The organism is Maricurvus nonylphenolicus (assembly GCF_042854845.1).
GTDB lineage: Bacteria > Pseudomonadota > Gammaproteobacteria > Pseudomonadales > Cellvibrionaceae > Maricurvus > Maricurvus nonylphenolicus.
In genome coordinates this window covers 2,199,685-2,226,285 of sequence record NZ_AP031498.1, presented here as the reverse complement: position 1 = coordinate 2,226,285, position 26,601 = coordinate 2,199,685, and the positions used below count along the sequence as shown (strand labels likewise).

Here is a 26,601-nt window from a genome sequence, read left to right as displayed (position 1 = left end):
GAAGGTCACACCGCACCACAAGCTTAAGCCCAATCTATTTCACATTTAACAAAATAGGAAAAATGATAAGTGCTATTCAATTACTCAGCAGTGTTCACCAACTCTTGTAAAGCGAATTCTTTTGCCCAACCGTAATCAGCTTTACCATTTGGCGCACGTTTTACTTCATCGACAAATAACACCTCTCTTGGTGTTTTGTATCCGGCTAGATGCTCTTTGGTAAAATCTTTTAAAGTTTCTTCAGACAATTCTGTAGTTAAGCTGGTTACCGCAACAATTCGTTGGCCAAAACGTTCATCGGGAACACCCACTACCAGGCAATCAAGAACTGAGGCATGTTTTTTAACAACCTCTTCTACTTCTTCAGGGAAGACTTTTTCACCAGCCGTATTGATACACTGGCTGCCACGGCCCAACAAGGTGATACTGCCATCGGCTTCAACGGTGGCGAAGTCTCCAGGGAAACTGTAGCGAACGCCATCAATGGTTTTGAAGGTAGCGGCAGATTTGTTCTCGTCTTTGTAGTAACCCAGCGGGACCAACGCGGAAGAGGCAATCATGCCAATGTCACCGCTACCCGGTTCAACTGAACGACCTTCTTCGGTAAAGACTTTCGCACCAGCAATTAAGTCAAACTTGGCCGTTTGACTTTCCTTACCTCCCGCGGCCAAAGATTTACGTGTGGTTAGGGAGCCACCCATGCTGCTCTCGGATGAGCCCACGCGGTCAGAGAGAATCATGTCCGCATGACGCAGGAAGCCTTGCTTGTTTTCCATACTCCACATAACGCCGGAAGACGTAATGCGTTTTAAGGAAGACAGATCATAAGGTTTTCCCCGTTCTTCAGCTTCATCAAGTGCCTTCACCAACGGCTGTCCAAAGGCATCACCAACAATAACCATGCCGGTTGCGCGATGTTCTTCAACCAAGTGCCACAGCTGATCGGCATCCAAACCTAATTTACGCGTTGATACGGTGGTACCACCGGTTAAGTTTGGCGCAAAACAACCTGTCCACATGCCGGTACCATGCATCATTGGGCAGGCTACAACGGTAACGGGGGTTACGGGCATGGATTTGACGTAATCAGCAATTTCAGCCAAGCAAGTTGGCGGTGTCATGCCACGTGCTTTTGCCCCCGACGAGATCATGTACTGGCAGAAGTAACCTTGCTCATACATAACGCCTTTTGGCATACCGGTAGTACCACCGGTATACAGAATATAAAGTGCATTCGGATCGCGCTGGAAACGTGGATCAGGTTCATGACAGGCGATTAATGTTTCGTAGTCTGCGGCAAAGTCCGGGCGTTGATTACCGCTTTCATCTTCAACCTGAATAAACAGCTTTACGCGAGGTAGGCGATCACGAATTTCTAAAATTCGTTCGGCGTAAGTCGCATGGTATACCAGTACTTCTACATCGGCATTATCCAGCAGATAAACCAATTCATCGGCACGGTAGCGGTAGTTCACATTAACGGAGGTGCCTTGCAGTTTGAATGCAGCAAACTGTGCTTCAAGGTACTCATTACAGTTATGCAGATACAAACCTACTTTGGTATCCGTAACGCTACCGGGCTCGGAAGACAGCGCTTTGCGATAAGCGCTGGCAAGGCGTGAAGCACGTTTGTCGTATTCACCCCAAGTTAAGCGTTCACCGTCACATATGGATACAAACCTTTCGGGTACCGCATCGGCAATGGTTTCAAAAACGCTGGCAAAATGAAAATCCACGATAGATTCCTCTCAACAATTTTTTAAAGGCGTTTACTTAACCTTGAACTCACGGGCTGGAATCATGGCTTCTACCAGGCATGGGCCCTGAGTATCCAGTGCGGCCTGCAGTTGCTCATCAAATTCTTCCACGGTGGTTGCACGGGTCGCTTTAACACCCATGCCGGTCGCCATGTCTACAAAGTTCATATTCGGGCTACCAATATCCAACACACTGGCGGCTTTTGGACTCGGTTTGCCACCACGGGCTCCAGTCAAAGCAAACTCGGCTTCCAGGACGTTGTATTTTTGGTTATTCAAAATAATAACTGTCACATCAAGGTTTTCACGGGCCATGGTCCACAGTGCTTGGATGCTGTACATAGCTCCGCCGTCGGACTGTAAGCAAACCACTTTACGATCCGGGCAGGCTACTGCAGCACCAACTGATGCCGCCAAACCGTAGCCAATCACGCCACCGGTTAACATGGTCCAATCGTGCGGAGCTGCGCTTTGTGTCAGCGGGAAAGCAAAGGCACCAGAGGCTGAGGAGTCGTCAACCACAATGGTGTTTTCAGGCATACGGTTGGCAAACACTTCGGTCCAGGTACGGGTATTCAAGTCGCCAGAAGGCATAGCTGGAACCGCACGTGTGGCGATGTTCGCTTCTGCTTCTTGTGCATTGACGGCTAGCATCAAGTCGTTCAGACAGGTTTTGGTATCGTGATCGACAGTGGCGAGGTTAAGGACTTCACAATCTTCTGGCGTCAGAACACTGGACATACCGGGATAGGCAAAGAAAGCGACCGGCGCCTTGGCGCCCACCAAAATCAAGTGCTTTACGCCACTCATCACCTGTACTGCGTTTTCGGCGCGGTAAGGCATGCGATCGATCTTGGCGGTGCCTTCACCACGTTCCATGCGCACGGTAAAAGTTTCCGTACAAATACGTGCACCAGTAGCTTTAGCAATTTTCGATAAGGTGATACCCATGTCAGTATCAATGTATGGGCCACCCAGCAACACCATGGTTTCATCACCATGCGCTAGCAATTCAGCCGCTTTGGTAATGTCGCTTTCAGACACTTTGGACAACGGTGGAATCTCAACACTTTCAACCGGACCATTGGGGTTGTCTCCCCAGGATACGTCAGTCGGCAACATCAGCGTCGCGATTTTATTGTGACCGGCTTCCTGTACCGCTTTGGCAGTATCCTTGGCAATTGCTTCCGGTGACTCAGAGCTGTATACCCAATGAGATACCGGGGAAGCGATGCTGTGAATATCCGTGGTCAGTGGCGCATCCAACTCCAGATGATAGGTAGCGTGCTGGCCAATAATATTCACCATCGGAATATTACCGCGCTTGGCGTTGTGTACGTGAGCCAGGGAGTTGGCAAAACCAGGGCCCAAGTGCGTTAGTGTGGCGGCAGGCTTACGCGCCATACGGGCGTAACCGTCAGCAGCACCAGCTACTACACCTTCAAACAAACCCAAGACACAACGAATTCCGTCTACTTCATCCAATGCGGCAACAAAGTGCATTTCGGAGGTACCCGGGTTAATAAAGCAAACATCGACATCACAGTTTGCCAGGGTTTTTAATAAGCTTTCTGCACCATTCATAATTAAATTCTCTACTCTTATTCAGCGACACCCAGAACGGCTTTACTTTCCAAGAACTCTTCAAAGCCGGCTTCGCCCCACTCGCGGCCATTACCGGATTGTTTAAAACCACCAAACGGTGCGCTTAGATCGGCAGCAGTACCATTGAGGTGAATCATGCCGGTACGCAAACGCTTAGCTACTGCCTGGGCGTTTTCTACCGAGCCCGCTTGTACATAACCGGATAAGCCATAGACGGTGTCGTTAGCCATCTCGACGGCATCATCGATACTATCGTAAGGAATCATGGTCAAAACCGGACCGAAGATTTCTTCCTGGGCAATGGTCATGTCATTGGTGCAATCGGCAAATACGGTAGGTTTTACAAAACAGCCTTTTTCAAAACCTTCTGGTCGACCCGTACCGCCCGCTAGCAACGTAGCGCCCTCCTCGATACCCTTTTCAATCAGACCCTGTACTTTTTGGAAATGCGGGAAGGATGCTACCGGGCCAATTGAGCCACGTTGCTCGCCCGCTTCCGGTGCAACCACTTGAACGACTTCTGCAGTCGCTTTGGCGATAGCTTTGGCTTGTTCGTTTAATTCGCGGGGGACAAACATACGCGATGGCGCATTACAGGCTTGCCCGGAATTGACCATCATCGACATAACACCGCGAGCAACCGCAGCCTTCAAATCCGCATCCGGCAAGATGATGTTGGCAGATTTACCACCCAGTTCCTGAGCTACACGTTTGATGGTGGGTGCAGCAGCCTCGGCTACCATCACACCGGCACGGGTAGAACCGGTGAAAGACACCATATCGACATCAGGATGTGAGGACAGAGGCGAACCTACGCCAGGGCCGTCACCATTCACCAGGTTAAATACACCTTTAGGTACTTCTGCCTCTTGCATAACCTCGGCCAGAATCATGGCATCCAGTGGCGCCACCTCTGAAGGCTTCAAAACAATCGTACAGCCGGTAGCAATCGCTGGAGCCACCTTACAAGCGATCTGGTTAGCCGGGAAATTCCACGGCGTAATAAAACCACAGACGCCAATGGGCTCTTTACTCAATAAGGTTGAGCCCCTTTGCTCTTCAAACTGATAGCTCTTCAGAATTTGCGCGGCGACGACATAGTGACCATATGCCATCATCGCTTGTGGTCCGTTAGCCAGCCACGCAGGCGCCCCCATTTCCTCAGTAATCGCTGCACCAATCTCTGGTAAACGACGTTTAAAGGCTTCAGCAATACGCTCCAATAAAGCTACACGCTCTTCCACTGTGGTTTGCGAAAACGTGGGGAATGCCGCCTTTGCTGCGGCTACAGCTTTATCTACATCTGCAGCACTACCCAGTGAAATACGCGCACAGGTTTCGTCTGTTGCCGGATTGATCACATCCAGCGCTTTAGGTGTTTCTGGATCGACCCACTGGCCATCGATATAAAACTGTAAATAGTCTTTCATAACGTCTCCCGTTATTTTTATGTATTCAAGTGTGCAGGCTTACGCCACCAGCGGATCAAGTAATAAGGTTGCCAAGCGCTTACGGTGATGCATAGCATCGCCAAACTGCTGCTGAACCCACTGTGCGCGGCGGATATACAGTTGGGCATCACACTCATAGGTAAAGCCCATACCACCATGGAATTGCACCGCACGGTCGCCACCATAAGCCAGTGCATCGCTGGCCTGCGCTTTAGCCATACGGCAAGCTACTTCGGCATCCTCACTCAGTGATCCATCATCGATAAGCGTTGCTGCGTGATAGATAAACGAGCGGGCGTAGTTGTATTGATTCAGGATTTCTACGGTTGGATGTTTTAGTGCCTGATAGGAACCAATCAACTGACCAAACTGTTTACGAGTAGTCAGATACTCGGTAATAGTATCGATACAGGCACTGGTGCTGCCGGTTGTTTCTGCTGCGGTTAACAATGCACCTAATAAACGCAGGTCACGTAACGCGCTAACGACTTTCTCGCCACTAATCACCTGCTCGGCTTTAACACCGGTAAAATCGATATTGGCTGAACGTTTGGTTTGATCAATCAGGACACGCTCTTTAATGGCATCGGCCGGCAAAGCATCGGCACGTACAACCGCCAATGCGGGAGTGCCCTGCTGTTCTGCTACCACGACAAAGAAGGAAGCTACAGAAGCATCGGTAACAAACAACTTCTGCCCCTGTAGAACACCTTCGGCATCAAGGCTGCACTGAATGCGTGTATCACCCCAATCCCCGTTATCCAACAGGGCTACCGTAGCGATAGCACCATCAACCACTTCTGCCAACAAACCTTGTACTTGCTCGGCCTCTGAGGCACGCATTAATAAGTGACTCGCCAAGGTGGTACTCACCAGAGGGGTACCCAGCATGGCGCGTCCCATGGCTTCAACAACAGGTACAACGGTTGCCACGCCCATCGCAGAACCACCGCAGGCCTCCGGCAAGGCAATACCGGTCCAGCCTAGAGCGACCATTTCATCCCATACGGCTTGGTCAAAACCGGTAGCGGTTTCCAATTGCTCGCGCACGGCGGCAATCGGTGATTTATCACGGCAGAACTCTTGCGCCACGTCCATTAACATGGCCTGCTCTTCACTAAATTCCAGGGAAGTATTTCCTGTAACTGACATAATCTTTTCTCCTACTGATAACCGATCGCGTCTGCTCGCTTATTTGGGCAAGCCAAGTACTTTTTCACCAAGAATGTTGGTCTGTACCTGACTGGTACCGCCACCGATTGTCGCCCCCAGAGAGTTAAGATAGGCCCGCTGCCAGAAACCACCGGACAATACATCCTCGTCACCTACGTAGAGCCCACCTTGTGCGCCCATCATGTTGACGGCGAACTTGCGCATAGCGCGACCGTGTTCGGTATTAGTCAGTTTACGGCCCAGCATTAACGAACCCGGATAATCCATGGTCAAAGGTTTGATCATGGAACGACGCGTCTGCAGTGCCAGAGCTTTCTGGCTCATAATTAATTTCACCAGCTCATCGCGAACCAGCGGATCTTTCAATACCGATTCACCATCACGCTGAATACCTTTGATTTCATTAACCATGTCATCAACGGTATTGGAAACAGTGGCGACACCACCAGCAGCTCCAGCTTCGGCACCACGTTCAAACTGCAGCGTTTGCATGGCGATCTTCCAACCCTGCCCTTCTTCGCCCATCAGGCAATCAGCCGGAATGCGTGCATCGGTAAAGAAGGTTTCGGTAAAACCATACTCACCGGTGAGCTTGCGAATCGGACGCGCTTCAATGCCCGGTGTATTCATTGGCGCCAGGAAGAAAGACAAGCCGTCATATTTACGCTTGGCTTCGGGATTGGTACGGGCCACCAGAATCATGTACTTGGCGTAGTTGCCATGAGTGGTCCAGATTTTCTGGCCATTGATGACATACTCGTCGCCATCGCGTACTGCACGGGTTTGTGCAGAACCTAAATCAGAACCGTGATCCGGCTCAGAAAAACCCTGACACCAGATATCTTCGGCAGTCAAAATACCTTTGAGGTGTTTCTGTTTTTCAGCCTCGGTACCCATATGATTAATCAGAGGACCGGCCCACCCCAGACCAACCCAGTTAAAGGTGATCGGACAGCGGTGAGCACGGAAGGTCTGATCAGCAATGGCCTGAAATTTAGGATCCATACTGTGGCCGCCGTATTCTTTTGGCCAGGCCATGCCCAGATAACCGGCATCATAAATCGTGCGCTGCCATTCACGCAGAAAGTCCAACTGTTGTTCGGTACCCACTTCCATAAACGTCAGCGGTAAAAGGAAATCCGGTTCAGCGGGTTTATTTTCTTTTACCCAGGCTGATATCTCAGCCCTAAATTCCTGTAATTCTTTCGTAGTTACTTCACTCATAATCTTTCCCCTACCTAAGCGCCTAACGCTTCAGCTTTAATAAAGGCTGGACGAGACATCAATCGATCCAGATAAGCACGCATATGCGGTTCTAATAGATCGATGATTTTTCCTTCCGCCACAGGAACCTTCGTTGCCAGAAAAATCGCATAACCCACAGCAATATCCGCAATGGTGAAACGATCATCCACCAGATATTCATGATCTTTCAGGCGATCACTGGCACGTTGAATGCGGCTTAAAAACCAGGTTTTATATTGTTCAGCGACAACACGGGTTTCGGGATTCTTATCCATCACGGTGTAACGCAGTACCAAGCTCTGCGGGAAAGTCAGAGAGGCATCAGACTGATGTAACCAGTTAATGTATTCCCCATACTCAGGATGGTCCGCAGATACCACTAAAGCAGACTGATATTTATCGCCCAAATACTGACAAATACCGGTCGACTCAGTCATGGAGATATCGCCATCGACAAAGTACGGCACGGTGCCGAGCTTGTTGATCTGCAGATACTCTGGCTGCTTTACCCGTGGCGGAAATGGCAGGATATCCAGTTCATAATCAACACCCATCTCTTCGAGCATCCACAGGGCTCGCAGGGAGCGGGTATTACGGCTGTGATAAAGTTTCATAGTCTTCTCCGTTGCCTTTACGCAATCCAATTCTGCAAGCGTGCTGCTTGTTCACGGGTTTTCTCTGGGCCACCCAAAATCTGGCGGTTAAAACCAATACGTTTAAACCAGTAATGCAAACCCAACTCATCGGTAAAGCCCATACCACCGTGGGCTTCTGTAGCAGTGCGTGCGACAAAGCGGCTAATTTCGGAGATATGTGCTTTTACATGGCAGGCCATCAGGCTGCGATCTTCGGGCACATCGCTACAACTGTAGGCGGCGTACCACATCAGTGAACGGCTCGGCTCAATTTCGCCGGCCATTTCTGCACACATATGTTTGACGGCTTGAAAGGTGCCAATAGCGCGGCCAAACTGGACGCGCTCATGGCTGTAAGCGACGGCCTGATCAAGCATATTCTGCGAGGCACCCAGGCTGTCAGCAGCAAACATAATGCGTGCAATATCAATCAACTCAGCTAACAAGTCATCGCGGGCATTCAGCGCTTCGGCGGTTACATCGTTAAGGTTGGCTTCAAAAACAGCCTGAGTGGTATCAACGGTATTTAGCTCAGACAGGTCTAAACCTTCTGCTCCGGCTTCTACAGCGTAAAGCTCTCCGTTAGTGGTGGAGAAAATAAACAAATCAGCATCCTGGGAACCCAGTACGAACAGTGAGCGACCAAACAACTTGCCACCTTCAGCCTTGATACCTGCCCCATCACGGCTGCCACTGGCCGATTCATTAATACCCACAGCAACATTTAAAGAACCTTCAGCCAACGCGGGCAACCACTTGGCTTTTTGCTCATCACTACCACCTTCGGTAATCGCAATTGGCGCTAGCACAGCATTAGGGATATAACCTACAGGTGCTGTGCGATAGCCCAACTGCTCCTGAATCAAAGCGGCATCCAGTACTGTCATACCCATACCGCCAAAGTCTTCAGGTACGAGCAATGCGGTCATGCCCATCTCGGCAATGCCCTGCCACAACCCTTTATCATGTACAGCACCTTCGTTAGTCGTCTTGCGGACATACTCAAGATTGGAGGTTTCAGCCAGAAAGCGTTCAACACTTTCCTGCATTTGGATTTGTTCGTCGGTTAATGCAAATTCCATAATCGTCTCCCCTCTTACTTCGCTGGCTGTGTTTTCATAACTTTAGGTTCGCGAGGCATACCCAGCCCACGCTCAGCAATAATATTTTTCTGAATCTGCGCGGTACCACCGCCAATAATCAAGCCCAGATCGAACATATACTGACGCTGCCAAACACCGTGATTACGCAAGCGTGGGGTTTCGCCAAATAACAAACCCAGCTCACCCAGCACATCAATGGCCAGTGCTGAGATTTGATGGCGTAACTCACAGCCCTGTAGCTTGCCTACTAACTGCGCCAAGCCAGGATTTTGCTTTTTCGACTGGGCAGTAAGGGTGCGATAGCTGTTGAACTGCATGGTTAACATACGCGCCTGTAATTGCAGCAGACGATCACGTAATAAAGGGTTTTCCATCAAGGTGGTACCGTCGATGGTTTCCTCTTTCATCATGGCAATAATTTTTTCAAGACGATTGCGGGCGATATTAGGGTCACCCAACATGCCGCGCTCGTGTTTGAGGGTAGAGTTGGCAACCGCCCAGCCTTCACCGCGAGCACCTACAATATTGGTTTTGGGGACACGTACGTCGGTAAAGAACACTTCGTTGAATTCAGCTTCACCAGTCATGGTAACCAGAGGACGAACCTCAATTCCCGGCGTATCCATTGGAATTAATAGATAACTGATGCCTTTGTGTTTCGGCGCATCTGGCTCGGTCCGAACCAAGCAGAACATCATGTGGGCTTCGGCTGCAGTACTGGTCCAAATCTTTTGGCCATTGATAATAAAATCATCGCCATCTTCAGTGGCCTTGGTCGACAGGCTAGCAAGATCGGAACCCGCACCCGGTTCGGAATAGCCCTGACACCAAAGCACATCACCATGCAGGGTTTTCTCGACCCACTCGGCTTTCTGTTCTTCAGTGCCCAACTCCAACAGGGTGGGAACCAACATGGCCACCCCCTGACCACTCAGGCCAAGGTAGGCACCCGCCGCCGTAAACTCTTCCGCGATAATTCGAGATTTCAGTACATCCGGCTTGGCCCCATAACAACCGTACTCTTTTGGATAAGTTCGTGCGGTATAACCGTGCTCAATCAGTAATTTTTGCCAGGCCTTCATTTCTTCGGTTGGCACTATTTGTGTGCGTGTAGGCCATTTGTCTTTATTGGCTTCCAGAAAGTCACGAAGTTCCTGACGAAACTCCTGATACTCCGGGCTGTAATTAAGATCCATAATCGTTCCCCGTTAAGTTACGTTGTGCCCTTCACGCCAAGGTGAAGTGCAACTGGTATTCAATGTCTGTTGGTGTCACGGTAATAGCGTGACCACTGGGATCCTCGGCCAGCATCGCTGCCAGCGTATCCGTATCCCCTTTTGCTGTGGTGGCAATAAAACGCTCGCCTTTGTCGTTCTCAGCCAACACCATGGCATTTACCGGCGCGTCTTTGCGGTAGTTCACCACATAGGTCACGATACGCCCTGCTTCAGGATCAATAGCCATAGGTTTGGCTTTTAAATCTGCCTGGGATTGCTGGGTATCGGCGTCCCGCCAATCAACCTCGGAGACTTGCGCGGAAAACACACCGGCAGCATGTTTGGAAAGGAAGCCGCCGTTCGCCGTTACCAAGGTATAGTCTTGGCGGTTACGACGAGAGTAAGTTACCGCTTCGGCCAGGCCGTGCATGGTGTAGTTATTACCCGGGCCACCAAAGTAAGGTAAGCCGCCGGTTAAAGACAAAGGCACATCACCGTCAACCGGCAACTGCAAATGATCGGTAATAGCGGTCACCGCACAGGGGAAGCAGCTATACAGATCCATGGCCTGAATATCAGCGACCGATTTACCTGCCATGCTTAACGCGCCGTCGACAACCTTCTGTGCCATACGTGAGGTAGAAACATCTTCACGTTCGATAAAACACAATTCAGTGCCCTGACTTAAACCGTGTAGGAACACCCATTTTTCAGGATTAATTCCCAGCTCTCGGGCTTTACCTGCACTACATAAAATAAGTGCCGCGCCCTGGTTTACACCGTCTTTTGCCACCATGCGGTTGTTGTAGATATGGGTTAATGGCAGCCCATCAAGAATGTCCTCTTGCGCATAGGACTTGGTAAATTGCGTGTAAGGGTTTTCTACCGCTTGCTGATTTAAAGGCGTTAACAGCGCGGCCATCTGTTGCTGATACTCATCTAACGATGTGCCATATGCCTGACGGCGCGCCTGCTCTATCAGGCTATAGAAGAACATTGGTAACATCAGGCCGTTGGCACGCTCCTGAGGTGCCAGCAACTTGGCAGCACTTTGACGCTCTTCCAAAGATTCGCTGTAAGCTTCATCCCAATCCAGCATCTGCTGCTGACGATCGGCCTGCTTTTGATTTAACAGAGCCTCAGCACCGGCCAGCATCACCAGATCACGTTTGCCCTTTGCAATATCACGGGCGAACTCAATCAGTAATGACAAGGGTTCATTGCCACCCACGGCACTGTAAATACGGCTTTCAGGCGAAGCGCCAATGGCCTTGGCGATGGATTGCGGCGGATTGTTGCTGCGACCATGCTGGCAGGACCAAGCCTTGGATGAATCGGAAAATATACGGATAACGGCGATCGTATCGATAGCCGCAGCCACGCCGTTTGCTTCGGTATCTTCCACCGCAGCCATGGCTGCCTTGCTAGCCAGTGCCATAGGGGAGTCAGCGGTTGCTTCTCGCTCTACCGTTTGGCCAGCACCGATCAGAACAGGCATCCAATCGGGAACTTGAGAATATACATCTGTCATAGACTATCTCTTCACTCACAACTTATTTATTTTTCAACAAACAAATATCTTCACAAATAAAAACTTACTTACCTTGCCAATTCGGCTGACGCTTTTCGGCAAAGGCTCGAGCGCCTTCTTTTGCGTCTTCACTCTTAATGACAGGACGAGCAATATCCATTTGTTCCGCAAAGGCTTCGGTGGTTTTCCAGTCCGATTGCTTAACGATAATTTCCTTAGACGCTTTCACTGCCAATGGGCCATTAGCAGCAATATTCTTGGCAATAGCCAAGGCCTCTTGTAACGCCTCACCTTCTCCTACAACGCGATTAATCAAGCCTAATTCGTAAGCACGCGCTGCATCAAAGAAATCACCGGTTAAGGCGTACTCCATCGCAATACGTGGTGGAATCTGACGCGGCAAACGCAATAAACCACCGGCAGCAGCAACCAAGCCACGTTTTACTTCTGGAATACCGAAACGGGTTTTCTCAGCACAAACAATCAGATCACAGGCTAACGCCAGTTCCAGACCACCGGCTAAAGCCACGCCTTCCACTGCGGCAATTATGGGTTTACTGCCAACATACTGAGTCATACCGCCAAACCCGCGCCCCGGTACTGTTGGCAGTTCACCTTTGACAAAACCTTTCAGGTCCATACCGGCACAAAAAGCACCACCCGCACCGGTCAATACAGCAACGTGAACTTCATCACTTGCTTCAAACTCATCCATGGTGGCGGCAATTTTTTCAGCCATAGCTTTAGTAACAGCATTTTTGGCTTCGGGACGGTTAAGGGTCATCACCATGACACCGTCATTAATTTCAACCAGTAATTCTTCAGACATGGTTCTCTCTTCTACTCTTCGACTGATCAGGTTTGTTTAATGTGTTTTCGATTCACTCTGCTGATCCAGCAGATAAATCAAAGACTGATAAGGTTTTCCGCTGTATTCACTCAGACCAATTTCGCAGGTACGGCTACTGGATACGCCACGATGACAGTCATCAGGCAACTGCTCGCTAAGCCCCTCCAGAGCCTTCTGATTTAATTCCGGGGTAAAGAAGCCTTTGTCACCCGCAAAACCACAACAGCTGATATCTTCTGGAATCACTACCTTGCTAGCACACTGCTCGGCCAAGGATTGCATTTGAGAAGCTATCCCCATACGTACGGCACTGCAGGGGATATGCAGGGCGATAGTTTCGTTTGCGGGCGTAATGCATAACTTGTCGGAAGCATGCTCCGTGATAAATGCCATGGCATCCTGAAGTTGAATACGTTCATCCAACCCACCCTGCAATTGCGCACTGCAAGGCGACATATCGGAGATCACCGGCCAACGGCCATTTTCTGTAGCCGCTAATAAAGACTTGTTGACTTGCTGTTGCAGTAAATCGCCCTGCCCTGGAAAGCCTTTGCTATACATGGGCATGCCACAACAAAGCTCTTCCTGTGCAGGAGGGAAAACCACTTTGAAACCCGCTTTATTTAACAGGGATACCGTCGCCTGTTGCAGGCTGCGTTTATCACTGGCAATGGTATTGCTATCGGGCCCCATGCTGCGATTGGCACAACCACTGAAATACACCACCTTGGGTGCATCTGGCATTAGAGGTTGCGCTAAGTTGTGCTGCACTGGGGCAGATGGCGTTGATTGTAACCACAACGGTGCTTTACCAAAGCTTAAACCGCGCATCACTTTACTAACCCACAGCGGTAATTTACGTCCCAACAGGCGCTGTACGCCGGCTGAGATGGCCATCCCCACTCTGACCGCAGACAAGACTTTGCCATAATGCTTGGCAGCCGACCAAGCCACATGATGGGCCGCCATTGAATGTTGCTGGCGTAAATGACGGGTTAAATCGCCGGTATTGATATTCACCGGGCAAGCCACTTCACACAGGCCACAGGCTGCACAGGTTTCTTCACCGTCGTACTGGTATTGCTTGGCAATATCCCAATAACGTTGCTGGTCTTCACGACTATGGCTTTGCGATAGACGAGATAACTCACGTTGCACCGCAATACGTTGACGCGGCGTCAGTGATAATGCTTTGGAAGGACAGGTAGGTTCACAGAAACCGCACTCAATGCACTTGTCTACGATGTCACTGACCGGCGCCATCGGTTTTAGGTTCTTGATATGCACCTGCTCATCGGCGTTAAGGATGACACCGGGATTAAGTACATCTTTTGGATCAAATAGCGACTTAATCGAGCGCATCACCGAATAAGCCGCCTCGCCCCACTCCAGCTTCACAAACGGCGCCATATTGCGGCCAGTACCATGCTCGGCTTTTAAAGCACCTTCGTAATCTTTAACCACAAGATCAGCAACCGCTTGCATAAAGCCATCGTATTGCGCGATATCTTCAGCCGTTGTGAAAGCCTGACTGAACACAAAGTGCAGGTTACCTTCAAGTGCATGCCCAAAGATCAGTGTCTGCGGATAGCCGTGCTCGACAAACAATGCCTGCAGCTTTAAAACGGCTTCAGCCAGTTGTTCTACCGGAAACGCCACATCCTCAATAATAACGGTAGTACCCGTATCACGATTGGCCCCTACCGTAGGAAATAAACCCTTACGGACTTTCCAGTAGCTATTATAAGTATCGCTATCGTTTGAAAATTCACAGGGCCACAATAAACTGAATTGTTCGCACAGCTTGTTTACCGCATCACAGACATGCTCAAGATGCTCCGGCGTTTCGCCGCGAGCATCGACCAATAATGCAGTCGTAGTATCATCAATGGACTTTAACGCTTCAGGTACACCCGCCATATTCTGAATGGATTTAAGGCCGGCGTTATCCATTAATTCAACGGCTGCAACATCCACCTGTTTAAGCGCCTGTACGGCAAGACAGGCCTGCTCCACATTGGGGAAACACAGGAAAGCGGCGCGTTTATACTGAGGATCGATAACCGTGTTGTAGGTAATCTCGGCGATAAAACCCAGGGTGCCTTCTGAACCGATCATCAGGTGCTGCAGAATATCGAAGGGGTCATCGAATTCCAACAAGGCGTTAATACCGTAACCGGTGGTATTTTTTAAACGGTACTTACGGGCGATCTTTTCCGACAGCGCTTGATCTCGTTTAACCTCTTGGCCTAATTGCTCCAGGTTATCGAGAAAATCCTGATGGGTAACACAGAAGTCATTACGGCTGCTTTCGCAGCCGGTATCCAGATAGGTGCCGTCGGCCAAAAGCAGTTTCATACTGTGCAAGGTGTGGTAACTGTTCTGGCTCACGCCACAGCACATACCGCTGGCATTATTCGCGGCGATACCGCCGACTTTAGCGGTATCGATAGAAGCTGGATCCGGGCCGATCTTGCGACCGTAAGGTGCCAACAGGCGATTCACTTTAGCACCAATTAAACCTGGCTCTACTGCGATACGCTTACCTTGATCTTCGATACGATAGTCAGTCCAGCCATGACCCAGGCGAACCAACACAGAATCCGTAACCGCCTGCCCTGACAAACTGGTACCTGCGGCGCGGAAGGTAATTGGCACACCATAGTAATAGGCCGCACTGATAACCTGGCGAACATCTTCAATGGTATTTACGGTAATAACAGCTCGAGGCGTTAAACGGTAAAAGCTGGCATCGGTAGCATAGGCAAAGGTTTTGAGCGGGTCCGTTAGAATTTGTTCTGCCTTAAGTTCCGCGCGCACAGCTTGCATAAAGCCTTTAAACCCTGAAGGGCTGCCTTCGTAAGCGGAACTCATGGATACAAACTCAATCGCTTCGGTCATGCGTTAATGCTCAAAATAGTTCAGTGCTCAGCTGGAGATATTGCTCACTTGACGTTCAGCCAGACGGCCCTGAATATGACCCAGCATAAAATCGACCATAAAGGCGATCTCATCTTTGGCCACTTCCGCATGCTTACCAGGGTTGGCATGCATGCGCTTGTTGTTGGAGCCCAGAGCATCAAACAGATTCAGGTAACGCTCGCGGTTGATGATTTCATCATCCCACTGCATCAGGAAGAAGGTTGGGCAGGTCAACTGAGAAGCGAGATCCAACAATTCAGCGCCGTGTGGGAACTTATCAGTATCAGCACCGGCCAAGCCCAAGCAGGCAACCAAGACGTCATTGCGATCGGCGATAAATGGCAAACCGAACATAGTGCCCATGGATAGGCCCCAATAGGCCAGGGAACGCGGCCCTACTTCAGGCAAGGCCAATACGGTTTCTACCGCGGCCTGCCAGTCATCACGCATCAGCTCCATGCTGTCAGGCTGAACATAATGCTTCTGGAAATTGGCCTGCGGATGCCCCTCTTTCAAGCCTCGCAGCCCATGTACCGGACCATCGATAGCCAAACAGGGAATGCCCTGCGCCAGGAACTTGCTTGCCATAGTACTGATAGGCTGCTGGTAGCGATCGCCGGAACCGCCATGGCCAAAGCACACTAAGGGGACATTATCGGCCACGGTTTCCGGCAGCCATACAGCACCGGTTAACAGGCGTTTGCCTTCACGCTGCAGGTGAAATTCACGGGTGGGTTGATCTTTACTATCGGTGGCGTCTTGCCATTCAAGGGATACAGAAGTCATAGCGCTCTTTACATTAATAAGGCATTTCCATTAGTCCCCTTTGTTATAAGCGCTCTATGAGCCCCTATAGAGGGATGGAAATCACAGTGAAATCCGAGTGATTTTTACCTTACCAAGGTGCTTATGATTTCCACTATCCCCCGTTCGAAAATGACAATTTTCCACTTTTTTTATGACATACCCCGCCGGAGCATTAATCACGATACTAACCGTGAATGTTTATGTAACTTAGCTAAGTAATCAGCGAGACAGCTATGACCAAGTATGAAGAATTCAATATTCTCGACCTCAGCATTATTGCCGACAACAAAGGCCCTGCAGTTGAGTATTTCGAGTACCTTCGCAAGAACGCCCCGGTAAAATGGAATCCAGCGACTGAGAGCTACAAATCCAAGAATGATTTGCTCACCATGGATAAAGGCTTTTGGATCCTGACCAAGCACGAGGATGTTCAGGCTGTATCGCGTAACACCAAGCTGTTCTCCAGCGCCGAGGGTGGCCCCCTGCTGTGGGATGCAACCGAAGAACAGTTAGGTATGCACCGCGCCGGTATTATGGGTAAAGACGCCCCGGAACATACCGCCGTGCGTAAAGTGGCTATGCCTCCGTTCCTGCCGAAGAACCTGCTGGCTTACAAGCCTCAAATCGAAAAGATCGCCAAACAAATCGTCGACGGCGTTGCCAATAAAGGCGAATGTGAGCTGGTATTTGATATCGCTTCTCGCCTGCCAGTACAAACCTTCTGTGAAATCCTGGGCGTGCCGGAAGAAGATCGCGAAATGATCTTCAACCTCGGTAATCAGATCGCAGACACCGAAACACCATACCGTGCCAGCCCAGAAGAGCTCACACCAACCCTTAAGCTGTTTGCTTATTGTGAAGAGCTGAGTAAGAAAAAGCGTGAGAACCCAGATGACTCGCTGCTGAGCACCTATGTGAATGGTGAGATTGAAGGTGAAAAGGTTGACCAGTTCACCATCAACATGTTCTTTGTGACCCTGTCCATTGCCGGTCACGAGACCACTCGTAACACTCTGGTGCACTTTATGCGCTTAATGAAAGAGCATCCAGAGCAGTACGACCTGATCAAGTCTGATCCAGACAAGTACCTGCCTAACGCGCTGCACGAGGTACTGCGTGTATCACCTCCGGTAATGCAGTTCCGTCGTACCGTTATGGAAGATACTGAAATTCGCGGCCAGAAAATCAAGAAAGGCGACAAGGTATTCCTGTCTTACGTATCGGCTAACCGCGATGAAGACCTGTTTGAAGATCCAAACAAGTTTGATATTACCCGTGAGAACGCCAGAAAGCACTTGGCCTTCGGTGTAGGCCCTCATACCTGTTTGGGCGCTCAGCTGGCACTGATGCAGCTTCAGGTTCTGATTAAAGAGATCCTTGAGCGTATTCCTGATCTGGCCCCTACCGGTGATATTGAGTACCTGGACAGCATCTGGTTCCATGCGATTATGAAGATGCCCGTTAAGTTCACACCAGAAAAGTAACTCTCTGTAGTAAGCTATGGACTTTGGCGTAGTTGGCTTGGCCACTACGCCTTTTTTGTGTTTGTTAGTATGGGGTTCTAAATTCGGAGTCAGCCGCTAGGGCTTCTCTTCGCGCCCATAAGCGGCAGGAAAAAGTCAGCGCTGCGGAACTCACGGAAAGCGTTCAGACAGTCCTCGCGACTACCCTGACTTTTTCCTGCCGCTTAAACGATGGGCTGATTGCTACGAGAAGCCCTATCGGCTAACTCCTTACTCCGTGCAAAAACCAACTTCGGGATATAGGGATATTAAGTTTCAGTGCTTTCTTCTTCGGGGGGGAGCTGATTACGCAGCTGTTTTGGAGTCATATCAAACCAGGACATGCAGCTGCGGGTGAAGTTTGCAGCATCGTGATAGCCAAGAATATAACCTACAGTCTGAATAGTAAGCTCTTCTTCACGCAACAACTTCAGTAACCACTTGCGTCTGGCTTCTTCTTTCAACTGTCGGAACTGGTGATTTTTGGAACGCAGATAGTGACGTAGAGACGCCTCAGAAAGATTGAGTTTTTCAGCAATCGCCGAAATATTAGGTAATTGATCGCAAGATGGACGCTTGCGGTAGTTATCGGCAATCGCTTCATCCAGATACTCCCGCACCGCATCAACAGGGTCGGTCGTCGACATATATTTGATGACCGACAACATCTTCTTACAGTTTTGAAGCGCGACATCCCAAATTTCCTTCACATAGAAAGGTGATTCGGAATAATAGAGTTCAGCAGGAATCTTTAAAGAATAGGTACTGGATTCAAAGGTGATTGGACCAGGAATACGGCGTTTAATCTCGTTGACATACTCGCGTTCTGCACCGCAGTAAGACACTTCAATTCGGCTTTTATGCAAAGGATAAAGATTAAATATATGTCGGCACATTTGAGCGATGGTCATATCGGCTATCCCCTTTTCCAACTCACCTAATGGGCGGTTGGGGGTAAAGTGCACTTCGACGAATTCTTCACCTTCAACAAAATTGAAGTCATAAAACCATGCTGACAAAGGTGGGAATTGCAACATTAATTTCATCGTATGCATCAAACTGGGCGCTGATATGCCTGCATAACCAAAAGCACCCAGCTTCGCCATACTGACGTTATCAGCGACTATGAGTCCCCAGTCTGGACGTTTCATCTGTTTAACGAAACGCTCCATAGCCCAGAAGAATAGCGCCCTATCCTCCAGGTTTTCCTTAATAACCTCATCAAGATCAGTATTTTTATCTAAATTGAGTTTGGCGGACGAATGGCCATAGTGCTCAAGAATCAATTTCAATTCAGGTAAGATAATATAATGCAGATCCACGATTTTCCCCCTCAGCTCAATGTAAAAGTTTTACATATACACCTTTAAAGTCAACATGCTTTGCACTTTTTGATACAGAGAGTAGAAAAGGGTGCGAACAACCAAAACCAGATAAGAAAACAAGTGATGAAATTAAGATTGTGGTGCCTTATTGCCTGCTAGGACCTTCGGAGGCAGGACGCCGACGATAGAGCGGCCATGGATGGCGAACAGCGTGTCCTGGCAGGCAATAAGGCACCGCAATCGCCACGATCTAGTTAAGGACTCCTAACATTTTCCAAACCCACAGATCGCAGCGATTATTAGCTTAAACCAGAGGTAAACAACCCGCCAACAAATCAACCGCAGGTTCTGTCACATCAGCCCAATGCGCCGCCACAATGCGATCTGGACGGATAATCACAACCTCCTCCCCATCATATGGGGTGTACTGCTGCTCAGGCAGTTCCTCAATCCGCACGGGGAAGCCTTTGGCCTGCAGGCTATCTACCGCATCTGACCACTCAGCCTTATCAGCCGTAGCACCCAAAGCAACCACGTAATCCAAGCCGAACCAGTCGTACAGCGACTTATTTGCCGCCTGATCGATCCAGATATGTGGCGCACGACGGCCGTTGCGAACAATCGGGGCATAATTTAGCTTATCGTGTTTAACTACAGGGGCCAGGTCAGGATCTTCCTGGACCAAACTTGAGGAATACTCATAACCGAAGGTCACTCCGGTATAAGCCGCGTACTGGTAACAGTCACGAGTTGCTTGTTCCAGATCCTCACCTCTACGGTAAGCCCGGTAGATACCTCCCAGAAAATCAGCATTTTCAAGACAGGTTTGGGTGCGCAGAGTCGCCTGAGGATGATACTCCTCATGATAGGTCTCCAGAATACTGGCAGGTGCCACACCTTTGATCACATAAGCCAGCTTCCAAGCCAGGTTATACAAGCCTGTAAAGGCCGTATTCATACCCATACCACCGGTAGGGGTAAATACCTGGGCCGCATCACCAATCAAATGGATACGGTTATTGCTGAACTTGGTCGATACTCGAGCCGTTACCTGCCAGCGCAGAATACTTTCAATCTCCAGGGTAAATTCATCACCTGCGCCTAAGGTGTGCTTAATCCAATTAACAAAGTACTCCTCACTGTCATCAGCATTAGGATCGGTAGTGGGTACCTGACAGCGCCAACGGTTCTTGCCATCCAGCGGCTGGTACAGACCAACGCCATCGGGATGAGAAACATACAGTAAACCGCCCATATTGCTTTGTACATATGGGGTTAAATCCGCATGGAAGAGAATATCTCTGAACCAGCGTTGGCGTACCTCCCCTACCAGCTCGCCTCCAACAAGTTTACGCATCTCACTACGGGAACCATCGGCACCAATAATGTAATCCGCCTCAACCTCAAACTCTTCGCCGGTTTTTAAGTGACGAACCCTGGCTGTACAGCCACTCTCGCCCTGCTGTACATCGTAAACCTCAGAACTGAAGTGGAACTCCGCCGATTTATGCTCTTCTGCAGCCTTTAACAGAATCGGTTCCAATAGATCCTGGCAAGTCATCACCGGCTTCTGTGGCGTAATATCACGGGGTACAGAATGAAACTCCGGTGAATACAAGTTGGCAATTGGCCCAGATTTAATATCGACAAAGGCACGGTTGTACTGCGTCCACTTGGCCCCAATACCGGTTTCATCGATTTCATCCGCTACGCCCAACTGGCGAAACAGTTCAGCAGAAGGTGAATCGTACAAACGAGCACGGGGGTGATTACTCAAGTCATCACGCATATCTACGGTGATTGAATCTATACCGTATTGCGACAGTAAGGCAGATGCAGTTATTCCTAATGGCCCACCACCAACGATTAAAACTGATGTTTTTTTCATAACGAAAACCTTCCCTCGGGTTTAACTTTTTTAAAATTCCTTTTCAGACTATCCGTGAAAAATCTCGCAATTTTTGATGCACATCAATTTTTTACTCGCAACAGCCCCATTCTACGAAAATGACAAATTTGAATAACGCTTTTTGCAATAAGGGTTTTCAGCCCCTGTGCGATAGTTCAAACATACCCACATAAGCATAAGGGTTATGCTCTACAAGCCTGTGACCGGAGGGATTATGACCGTCGCCATCCAACAACCTGTTGTGAATACGCGCACACCAAGCGCGACACAAGAATCGATTCAGCTAACCATTAATGGTCAGCAGCAAACACACCATATTTCATCTCAGTGGACCCTAACGCACTTCTTAAGAAATGAACTGTCACTGACCGGCACCAAAGAAACCTGCGCCGAAGGGGCCTGTGGTTCCTGTACGGTATTGGTAGACGGCCTCCCGACTCTGGCATGCGTCACCATGGTCGCCACTCTGGATGGTAAGACCATTGAAACCATCGAAGGCATGGCTAACGGCAACAACCTGCACCCTATCCAGCAGGCCTTTGTCGATGAGCGCGGCTCCCAATGTGGTTACTGCAGCCCCGGTTTTATCATGACCACCAAGCATCTATTGGAAAATAACCCTAATCCCACCGACACCGAAATCAAGCAGGCCTTATCAGGCAATATTTGTCGCTGTGCCGCCTACGAACATATTGTCAATGCGGTTAACAGCGCTGCAGCAACCCTTGCCAAGGAGGTAACGCAAGATGACTGATTCCAGCACGCTGCTTAAAGAAACCATTCAAGATACACAAACCGTTGGCACCAACGTTCGCAACGTCAATATCTTTAAAAAGGTGACCGGTAAAGCGACCTACAACAACGATGTGCAACTCAAAGGTATGTTGCATGCCAAGGTACTGCGCTCGCCACATGCTAACGCTGAAATTATTGCTATTGATGCCAGTGCAGCTGAAGCTTTGCCCGGCGTCGAGCTGGTAATGACCTACCAGGCTTTCCCACATATATTTCCGCAACGGCTTTTCTATGTAGGCGCAGAGGTGGCTGTGGTTGTAGCACGTACGGAAGAGATCGCCCAACAAGCGGTTAAGCTTATTGAGGTTGACTACGAAGTCTTGCCCTTCGTGATGGATCCCCGTGAAGCGAAAAAAGAAGGCTCACCGCAAGCCATCACCAAAATTCCCAAAGGCAATCTACTAAAACCTGGTTTTATTTTTGAAGAAACCCCGGAGTCCCTGCCTAACGTTAACACTTGGAAAGAGCACAAGGTCTTTAGCGAGAAAAACGAAAAAGGCCTGTTCACAAAACGTGAAGAAGGTGGATACGACGGTTTTGGTGATGTAGAAAAAGGTTTTGCTGAAGCCGATGTTATTGTCGAAGAATCCGACTTTGGTTTTGGCTTGGTACACGCGCCCTTTATGGGCAACGACTGCGCAGTAGCGGACTACAGTGAAGACAAACTCACAGTCTACATTGATGCCCAATGGCTACACGGCGCCAAGATGCAGCTGGCTCTGCACTTCGGTATTCCCGAAAGTAAAATCAATGTTGTCTCCCCGGTAACCGCCGGCAGTTTTGGTGGCCGCCTGGGCAGTGGAGCTTTCAAATCCAACTTTATGGAACAGAAAGCCGCCTGTGGTGTTGCAACCTATACCGTATTGGCCGTCACAGCCTCTATGACATTAGGTAAACCCGTTCGGCTTGAGCACACCAAGCAAGAAGACTTTCTCTACCACTGGGGGCGTGGCAGTTTCGATACCAAGGTCAAACTGGGCTTTAAAAAAGACGGCACCCTCACCACCGTAGAATTAAACAGTTGGCGCGACATTACCACCGGCGGCATGTTAATCCCCCACGGTCCCCTACTGTTTGACTCTACTGCCACCGGCACCATGCTCTATTCACGCAACTGTGAGCATAGCAAACACGTAAAAAAATACGTGCATACCAACGGCCCCGGCACCCAAGGCTGGCAGGGCTGGGGCAACCCCGAAATATTTATTGCCGTTGAATCCACCATGGATATCGCTGCCGAAAAGCTCGGTATCGACCCTATAGAACTGCGTAAGAAAAACCATATGCGCCCCGGCGACAATCTGCTGGATTTAACCTACGAATTCTGCGAAGAAGGCCATTACCTATCTGGTGGTGATATATCCAAATGCCTGGACGAAGGTGCCGCCAAAGTCGATTGGCAAAACCGTAAACCTCATACAGAAAAAAGCGGTCGCATTCGCAGCGGTGTTGGCGTATCTCTGTCTGCACAGCAAACGGGGGGTGAAGGTTTAAGAAGCTCAACCATTATTAAAATCCAAGCGATGGGTACCGCACTGGTTTCCTGCGCCTATGCCGATTTAGGCCAAGGTGGCTCTACAGCTCAAACCCAAATTGCTGCCGAAGTGTTAGGCCTGGATATCAGTCGCGTAAGCCACGTATCTCACGACACGGACTCAACGCCTTATACCAGCTATCAAGCCTGTTCAAGCGGCACCATCAAGCAGGGTTATGCCACCTATCATGCGGCACTGGATGCGCGTAACCAGCTATTTGAAAAAGCCGCCCCTATGCTGAGTGCCAAGCCAGAAGACCTGGAAACCAAAGGCGGCTTGGTTTATGTGAAAGGCAAGCCCGAGCAAGCCCTTCCTTGGGTAGCCGTATTTTTAAGCATGGGTTCCATGGGGCCACTCTACGATATGATCGGTTACCACGCGCACACCACCACCGGTGGCCCTAACGCGGCAGAAACCGGGGCGACCTTTGCCACACTCGATGTCGATACTGAAACCGGCCAACTCAGTAATATCAAAATTGTTCACGCCCAGGATGTCGGTAAAGCACTCTACCCCAAAGCGGTTGAAGGTTGTTTCCTCACCATTCATCACGGTGTAGAAGCCTCCGGGCACGGCGCAGAAATGATCCGCGACCCGCAGACAGGAAAACAGGTTAACAATAACTGGGTCGACTACCCGGTAGCCACCATTCTCGATTCCGAAGTCGAACCCGTCATTGTTGAAACCCCTGGAGATGTAACACACCCCTATGGGGCTTCCGGTGTTGGCCAAGCCAACCAGAGCGGTATTGCACCCGCAATCGCCAATGCCGTCTACAACGCTATTGGTGTGCGCATACGTGAAGTCCCCATAACTCCCGACAAAGTTTTAAAAGCCCTCGGCAAAATCAAGGAGGCTGAAGTATGAAGCCATTAACCGTAAACAATGTCACCTCTATTGATGAGGCAGCAACCGCCTTAAGTCAAGGCAATACCAAAGTGGTTGCCGGAGGTACCGACCTGATCAGTGGGTTAAAGAAAAATATCTACCGCGATTCACCGGCAACGCTTATCAACCTTAAAACCGTTGAAGGCCTTAACACGATAACCATGGATGGCGACATTCTGAAGATTGGTGCCACCACCACTGTTGAGGAGATTGCTAATAGCCCGCTCGTGAAAGACGGCTTCAATGTCTTGGCTCAAGCCGCCGCACAAACCGCATCTCCCCTACTACGCTATTCCGGCACCATCGCCGGCAACATCTGTCAGGATGTACGCTGCTGGTATTTCCGTGCCGAAGACAATTACTTCGACTGCATTATGAAAGGCGGTGATACCTGCTACGCCCTGCGTGGTGATAACCGCAATCACTCGGTAATGGGGTCCATAAATGTAAACCCCAGCGCCTGCTCCAGCGGCTGCCCTACCGGCGTTAACGTCGCTTATTACATGGCAAAAATCCGTGAAGATAACTTCGACGAAGCCGCGGAAATTCTGCTGCAAACCAATGCCATGCCCGCCATTACCGGCCGTGCCTGTCCCCACACCTGCCAGGATGTCTGCAGCCGCAAAGCCCACGATGAAGAAATTGGTATTCGTTCTGTCGAGCGCATGCTGGGTGATCGTGTGCTGGATAACCCGCAACAGTTTATGACCGTTACCGCGGCAGATACTGGTAAGCATATGGCCGTTGTAGGCTCCGGCCCTGCCGGCTTGGCTGCCGCCTATTACCTGCGTAAAGCGGGCAACCAAGTCACTGTCTACGAGCAGTTTGAAAAACCTGGCGGCCTATTGCGCTACGGCCTGCCCGACTACCGTATCCCTGCAGATGTAATCGACAAACAAATCCATGCTTACGAAGTAATGGGCATTAACTTCAAATGCAATATGACACTGGGCAGCGATATTAGCGTCGAAGATCTGTCCCGCGATCACGATGCCGTCTTCCTGGGCACCGGCGCCTGGAAGGAGCGTATGATGCGTATCGAAGGTGAAGATGAATGTGTTTCCGGTATTCAGTTCTTGAAAGAACTGAGCGAAGGCAAACAAAAACGCATTGCCGGTCGCGTGCTGGTCATCGGTGGCGGTAATGTCGGTGTTGATGTTGCCACAACCTTAAAACGTATGGGCGCCGAGCCGCTGGTTGTCGACCGCCTGGCCCGTGATCAGATTGCTGTGATCGAACACGAACTGCATACCGCAATTGATGAAGGTGTGGAGTTCGACTATCTGACCATGCCTGTAGGTATCACTCGCAAAGGTGACAAGCTGGAAGTCCGTTTTGTCAAAATGCAGCGCGCCGATTCAGATTCTTCAGGAAGACCAAACGTCACCCCTATCGAAGGTTCAGAATTTACCATGGAAGTCACTGCCGTGATGAAATCCATCGGTGAAATAGCCGATATCGCTATGCTTAATGACGAGCTGACGCAGGCCTATAACCATCACCAAGGCACACAAGCACCTGCGGCACTGAACAACAATGTATATGCCGGTGGTGATTTTATCTCTGGCCCTACCACCGTGGTTACCGCGTTGGGCGCCGGGCGCCGTGGTGCCGAACTTATCGTGAAACAACACTGCAAGTCCAGCACTGTCGAGCTGACACCCGCCGAGCCAATCAAGATCTTCGAGCCAAGCATTCTCGAAGGCACCAAGCCTATGCTGAAGGAAGCCGAGCGGACGCTGGAGCAAAAACGCGCAGAACCAATGGGTGAAGATTTTGCAGGCCTCAATCAAACTCAAGCCAAAGAAGAAGCCAGCCGCTGTATGTCCTGCGGTTGTATCAGTGCGTCACCTTCTGACTTAGCCCCAGCCCTGCTAACGCTCAATGCCACGATTATCACCACCGAACGTACCTTAACCGCAGCCGAGTTCGCTCAGCCCGGTAAAGGCAAAAACAATAGCTTGCGCGATGGTGAGTTGATAACAGAAATTCACATCACCAAACCCGAAGCCAACAGCCAGCAGTACCAGAAATTCCGCGCTCGCGGTTCTATCGACTTCCCCGTGGTATCTCTGGCATCGGCTATCGACGTGGAAAATGGCGTTGTGAAAAGCGCGCAACTGGGACTTGGCGCCGTCGCCCCACTGCCACTGCGTGCCGAAAAAGCCGAAGCCTTCCTGCTAGGCAAAGAAATCACAGAAACCGTAGCTCTCGAGGCAGCAGAACTGGCCATGGCCGGCGCACGTCCCTCACGTTACAACGCCCACAAAGTACAAATTGCCAAAGCGTTTGTTAAACAAGCCATTTTGGATGCGAATAACTAAACCAGATATTTAAGATTAAAAGGTAGG

At 49.9% G+C, this 26,601-nt stretch carries 18 protein-coding genes; 4 read left to right on the top strand and 14 right to left on the bottom strand.

Going from position 1 to position 26,601, the window contains the following annotated elements:
- Window positions 1-80 precede the first annotated feature (80 nt).
- From ACGHZ6_RS09570 to ACGHZ6_RS09515, 12 genes are all read right to left on the bottom strand, one after another.
- Window positions 81-1,736, bottom strand: a complete 1,656-nt coding sequence (locus ACGHZ6_RS09570; protein ID WP_390618618.1) for an AMP-binding protein — start codon at window positions 1,734-1,736, stop codon at window positions 81-83.
- Between the two features lie 33 nt (window positions 1,737-1,769).
- Window positions 1,770-3,341: an acetolactate synthase large subunit gene (locus tag ACGHZ6_RS09565; protein ID WP_390618617.1), complete on the bottom strand. Its 1,572-nt coding sequence runs from the start codon at window positions 3,339-3,341 to the stop codon at window positions 1,770-1,772.
- Between the two features lie 17 nt (window positions 3,342-3,358).
- Window positions 3,359-4,792 carry an aldehyde dehydrogenase family protein gene (locus ACGHZ6_RS09560; protein ID WP_390618616.1) on the bottom strand — a complete coding sequence of 478 codons (1,434 nt, stop codon included), beginning with the start codon at window positions 4,790-4,792 and terminating at the stop codon, window positions 3,359-3,361.
- A 39-nt stretch (window positions 4,793-4,831) separates the two neighbouring features.
- On the bottom strand, window positions 4,832-5,965 hold the full coding sequence (locus tag ACGHZ6_RS09555) for an acyl-CoA dehydrogenase family protein (protein ID WP_390618615.1): 1,134 nt from the start codon (window positions 5,963-5,965) through the stop codon (window positions 4,832-4,834).
- Window positions 5,966-6,004: 39 nt separating this feature from the next.
- Window positions 6,005-7,210, bottom strand: coding sequence for an acyl-CoA dehydrogenase family protein (locus tag ACGHZ6_RS09550; protein WP_390618614.1), 1,206 nt, complete (start codon window positions 7,208-7,210; stop codon window positions 6,005-6,007).
- 14 nt (window positions 7,211-7,224) lie between these two features.
- Window positions 7,225-7,845 (bottom strand): glutathione S-transferase family protein, encoded by a 621-nt coding sequence (locus ACGHZ6_RS09545; protein WP_390618613.1) that lies wholly within the window; start codon window positions 7,843-7,845, stop codon window positions 7,225-7,227.
- Between the two features lie 17 nt (window positions 7,846-7,862).
- Complete coding sequence (locus ACGHZ6_RS09540; protein ID WP_390618612.1) at window positions 7,863-8,948, bottom strand: acyl-CoA dehydrogenase family protein; 1,086 nt, start codon at window positions 8,946-8,948, stop codon at window positions 7,863-7,865.
- 14 nt (window positions 8,949-8,962) lie between these two features.
- On the bottom strand, window positions 8,963-10,165 hold the full coding sequence (locus tag ACGHZ6_RS09535) for an acyl-CoA dehydrogenase family protein (RefSeq protein ID WP_390618611.1): 1,203 nt from the start codon (window positions 10,163-10,165) through the stop codon (window positions 8,963-8,965).
- A 31-nt stretch (window positions 10,166-10,196) separates the two neighbouring features.
- The gene (locus tag ACGHZ6_RS09530) at window positions 10,197-11,717 is read right to left on the bottom strand and encodes a hypothetical protein (protein ID WP_390618610.1); all 1,521 of its coding nucleotides are present in this window, start codon (window positions 11,715-11,717) and stop codon (window positions 10,197-10,199) included.
- A gap of 64 nt (window positions 11,718-11,781) precedes the next feature.
- On the bottom strand, window positions 11,782-12,546 hold the full coding sequence (locus tag ACGHZ6_RS09525; RefSeq protein WP_390618609.1) for a crotonase/enoyl-CoA hydratase family protein: 765 nt from the start codon (window positions 12,544-12,546) through the stop codon (window positions 11,782-11,784).
- 36 nt (window positions 12,547-12,582) lie between these two features.
- Complete coding sequence (locus tag ACGHZ6_RS09520) at window positions 12,583-15,468, bottom strand: FAD-linked oxidase C-terminal domain-containing protein (RefSeq protein ID WP_390618608.1); 2,886 nt, start codon at window positions 15,466-15,468, stop codon at window positions 12,583-12,585.
- Between the two features lie 27 nt (window positions 15,469-15,495).
- Entirely contained in the window at window positions 15,496-16,275 is a 780-nt protein-coding gene (locus ACGHZ6_RS09515) for an alpha/beta hydrolase (RefSeq protein ID WP_390618607.1), read from the bottom strand.
- Window positions 16,276-16,529: 254 nt separating this feature from the next.
- Here ACGHZ6_RS09515 and ACGHZ6_RS09510 point away from each other — a divergent pair, with 254 nt between their 5' ends.
- Window positions 16,530-17,780, top strand: coding sequence for a cytochrome P450 (locus ACGHZ6_RS09510; RefSeq protein WP_390618606.1), 1,251 nt, complete (start codon window positions 16,530-16,532; stop codon window positions 17,778-17,780).
- A gap of 287 nt (window positions 17,781-18,067) precedes the next feature.
- On the opposite strand, the gene ACGHZ6_RS09505 is transcribed toward ACGHZ6_RS09510, so the two are convergent.
- Window positions 18,068-19,120 (bottom strand): helix-turn-helix domain-containing protein, encoded by a 1,053-nt coding sequence (locus tag ACGHZ6_RS09505; RefSeq protein ID WP_390618605.1) that lies wholly within the window; start codon window positions 19,118-19,120, stop codon window positions 18,068-18,070.
- A 307-nt stretch (window positions 19,121-19,427) separates the two neighbouring features.
- The gene (locus ACGHZ6_RS09500) at window positions 19,428-21,011 is read right to left on the bottom strand and encodes an FAD-dependent monooxygenase (protein ID WP_390618604.1); all 1,584 of its coding nucleotides are present in this window, start codon (window positions 21,009-21,011) and stop codon (window positions 19,428-19,430) included.
- A gap of 235 nt (window positions 21,012-21,246) precedes the next feature.
- Here ACGHZ6_RS09500 and ACGHZ6_RS09495 point away from each other — a divergent pair, with 235 nt between their 5' ends.
- The 3 genes from ACGHZ6_RS09495 to ACGHZ6_RS09485 are packed head-to-tail and all read left to right on the top strand — an operon-like array spanning window position 21,247 to window position 26,574.
- Window positions 21,247-21,786, top strand: coding sequence for a (2Fe-2S)-binding protein (locus ACGHZ6_RS09495; protein ID WP_390618603.1), 540 nt, complete (start codon window positions 21,247-21,249; stop codon window positions 21,784-21,786).
- Window positions 21,779-24,229, top strand: coding sequence for a xanthine dehydrogenase family protein molybdopterin-binding subunit (locus ACGHZ6_RS09490; protein WP_390618602.1), 2,451 nt, complete (start codon window positions 21,779-21,781; stop codon window positions 24,227-24,229). The genes ACGHZ6_RS09495 and ACGHZ6_RS09490 overlap by 8 nt, the downstream gene beginning before the upstream one ends.
- On the top strand, window positions 24,226-26,574 hold the full coding sequence (locus ACGHZ6_RS09485) for an FAD binding domain-containing protein (RefSeq protein ID WP_390618601.1): 2,349 nt from the start codon (window positions 24,226-24,228) through the stop codon (window positions 26,572-26,574). The genes ACGHZ6_RS09490 and ACGHZ6_RS09485 overlap by 4 nt, the downstream gene beginning before the upstream one ends.
- The last annotated feature ends 27 nt before the right edge of the window (window positions 26,575-26,601 follow it).

Bases quoted from the DNA above. Each gene is read 5' to 3' on its own strand.
- ACGHZ6_RS09565 (WP_390618617.1), bottom strand. From the start codon at position 3,341: ATGAATGGTGCAGAAAGCTTATTAAAAACCCTGGCAAACTGTGATGTC.
- ACGHZ6_RS09560 (WP_390618616.1), bottom strand. From the start codon at position 4,792: ATGAAAGACTATTTACAGTTTTATATCGATGGCCAGTGGGTCGATCCA.
- ACGHZ6_RS09555 (WP_390618615.1), bottom strand. From the start codon at position 5,965: ATGTCAGTTACAGGAAATACTTCCCTGGAATTTAGTGAAGAGCAGGCC.
- ACGHZ6_RS09550 (WP_390618614.1), bottom strand. From the start codon at position 7,210: ATGAGTGAAGTAACTACGAAAGAATTACAGGAATTTAGGGCTGAGATA.
- ACGHZ6_RS09545 (WP_390618613.1), bottom strand. From the start codon at position 7,845: ATGAAACTTTATCACAGCCGTAATACCCGCTCCCTGCGAGCCCTGTGG.
- ACGHZ6_RS09540 (WP_390618612.1), bottom strand. From the start codon at position 8,948: ATGGAATTTGCATTAACCGACGAACAAATCCAAATGCAGGAAAGTGTT.
- ACGHZ6_RS09535 (WP_390618611.1), bottom strand. From the start codon at position 10,165: ATGGATCTTAATTACAGCCCGGAGTATCAGGAGTTTCGTCAGGAACTT.
- ACGHZ6_RS09530 (WP_390618610.1), bottom strand. From the start codon at position 11,717: ATGACAGATGTATATTCTCAAGTTCCCGATTGGATGCCTGTTCTGATC.
- ACGHZ6_RS09525 (WP_390618609.1), bottom strand. From the start codon at position 12,546: ATGTCTGAAGAATTACTGGTTGAAATTAATGACGGTGTCATGGTGATG.
- ACGHZ6_RS09520 (WP_390618608.1), bottom strand. From the start codon at position 15,468: ATGACCGAAGCGATTGAGTTTGTATCCATGAGTTCCGCTTACGAAGGC.
- ACGHZ6_RS09515 (WP_390618607.1), bottom strand. From the start codon at position 16,275: ATGACTTCTGTATCCCTTGAATGGCAAGACGCCACCGATAGTAAAGAT.
- ACGHZ6_RS09510 (WP_390618606.1), top strand. From the start codon at position 16,530: ATGACCAAGTATGAAGAATTCAATATTCTCGACCTCAGCATTATTGCC.
- ACGHZ6_RS09500 (WP_390618604.1), bottom strand. From the start codon at position 21,011: ATGAAAAAAACATCAGTTTTAATCGTTGGTGGTGGGCCATTAGGAATA.
- ACGHZ6_RS09495 (WP_390618603.1), top strand. From the start codon at position 21,247: ATGACCGTCGCCATCCAACAACCTGTTGTGAATACGCGCACACCAAGC.
- ACGHZ6_RS09490 (WP_390618602.1), top strand. From the start codon at position 21,779: ATGACTGATTCCAGCACGCTGCTTAAAGAAACCATTCAAGATACACAA.
- ACGHZ6_RS09485 (WP_390618601.1), top strand. From the start codon at position 24,226: ATGAAGCCATTAACCGTAAACAATGTCACCTCTATTGATGAGGCAGCA.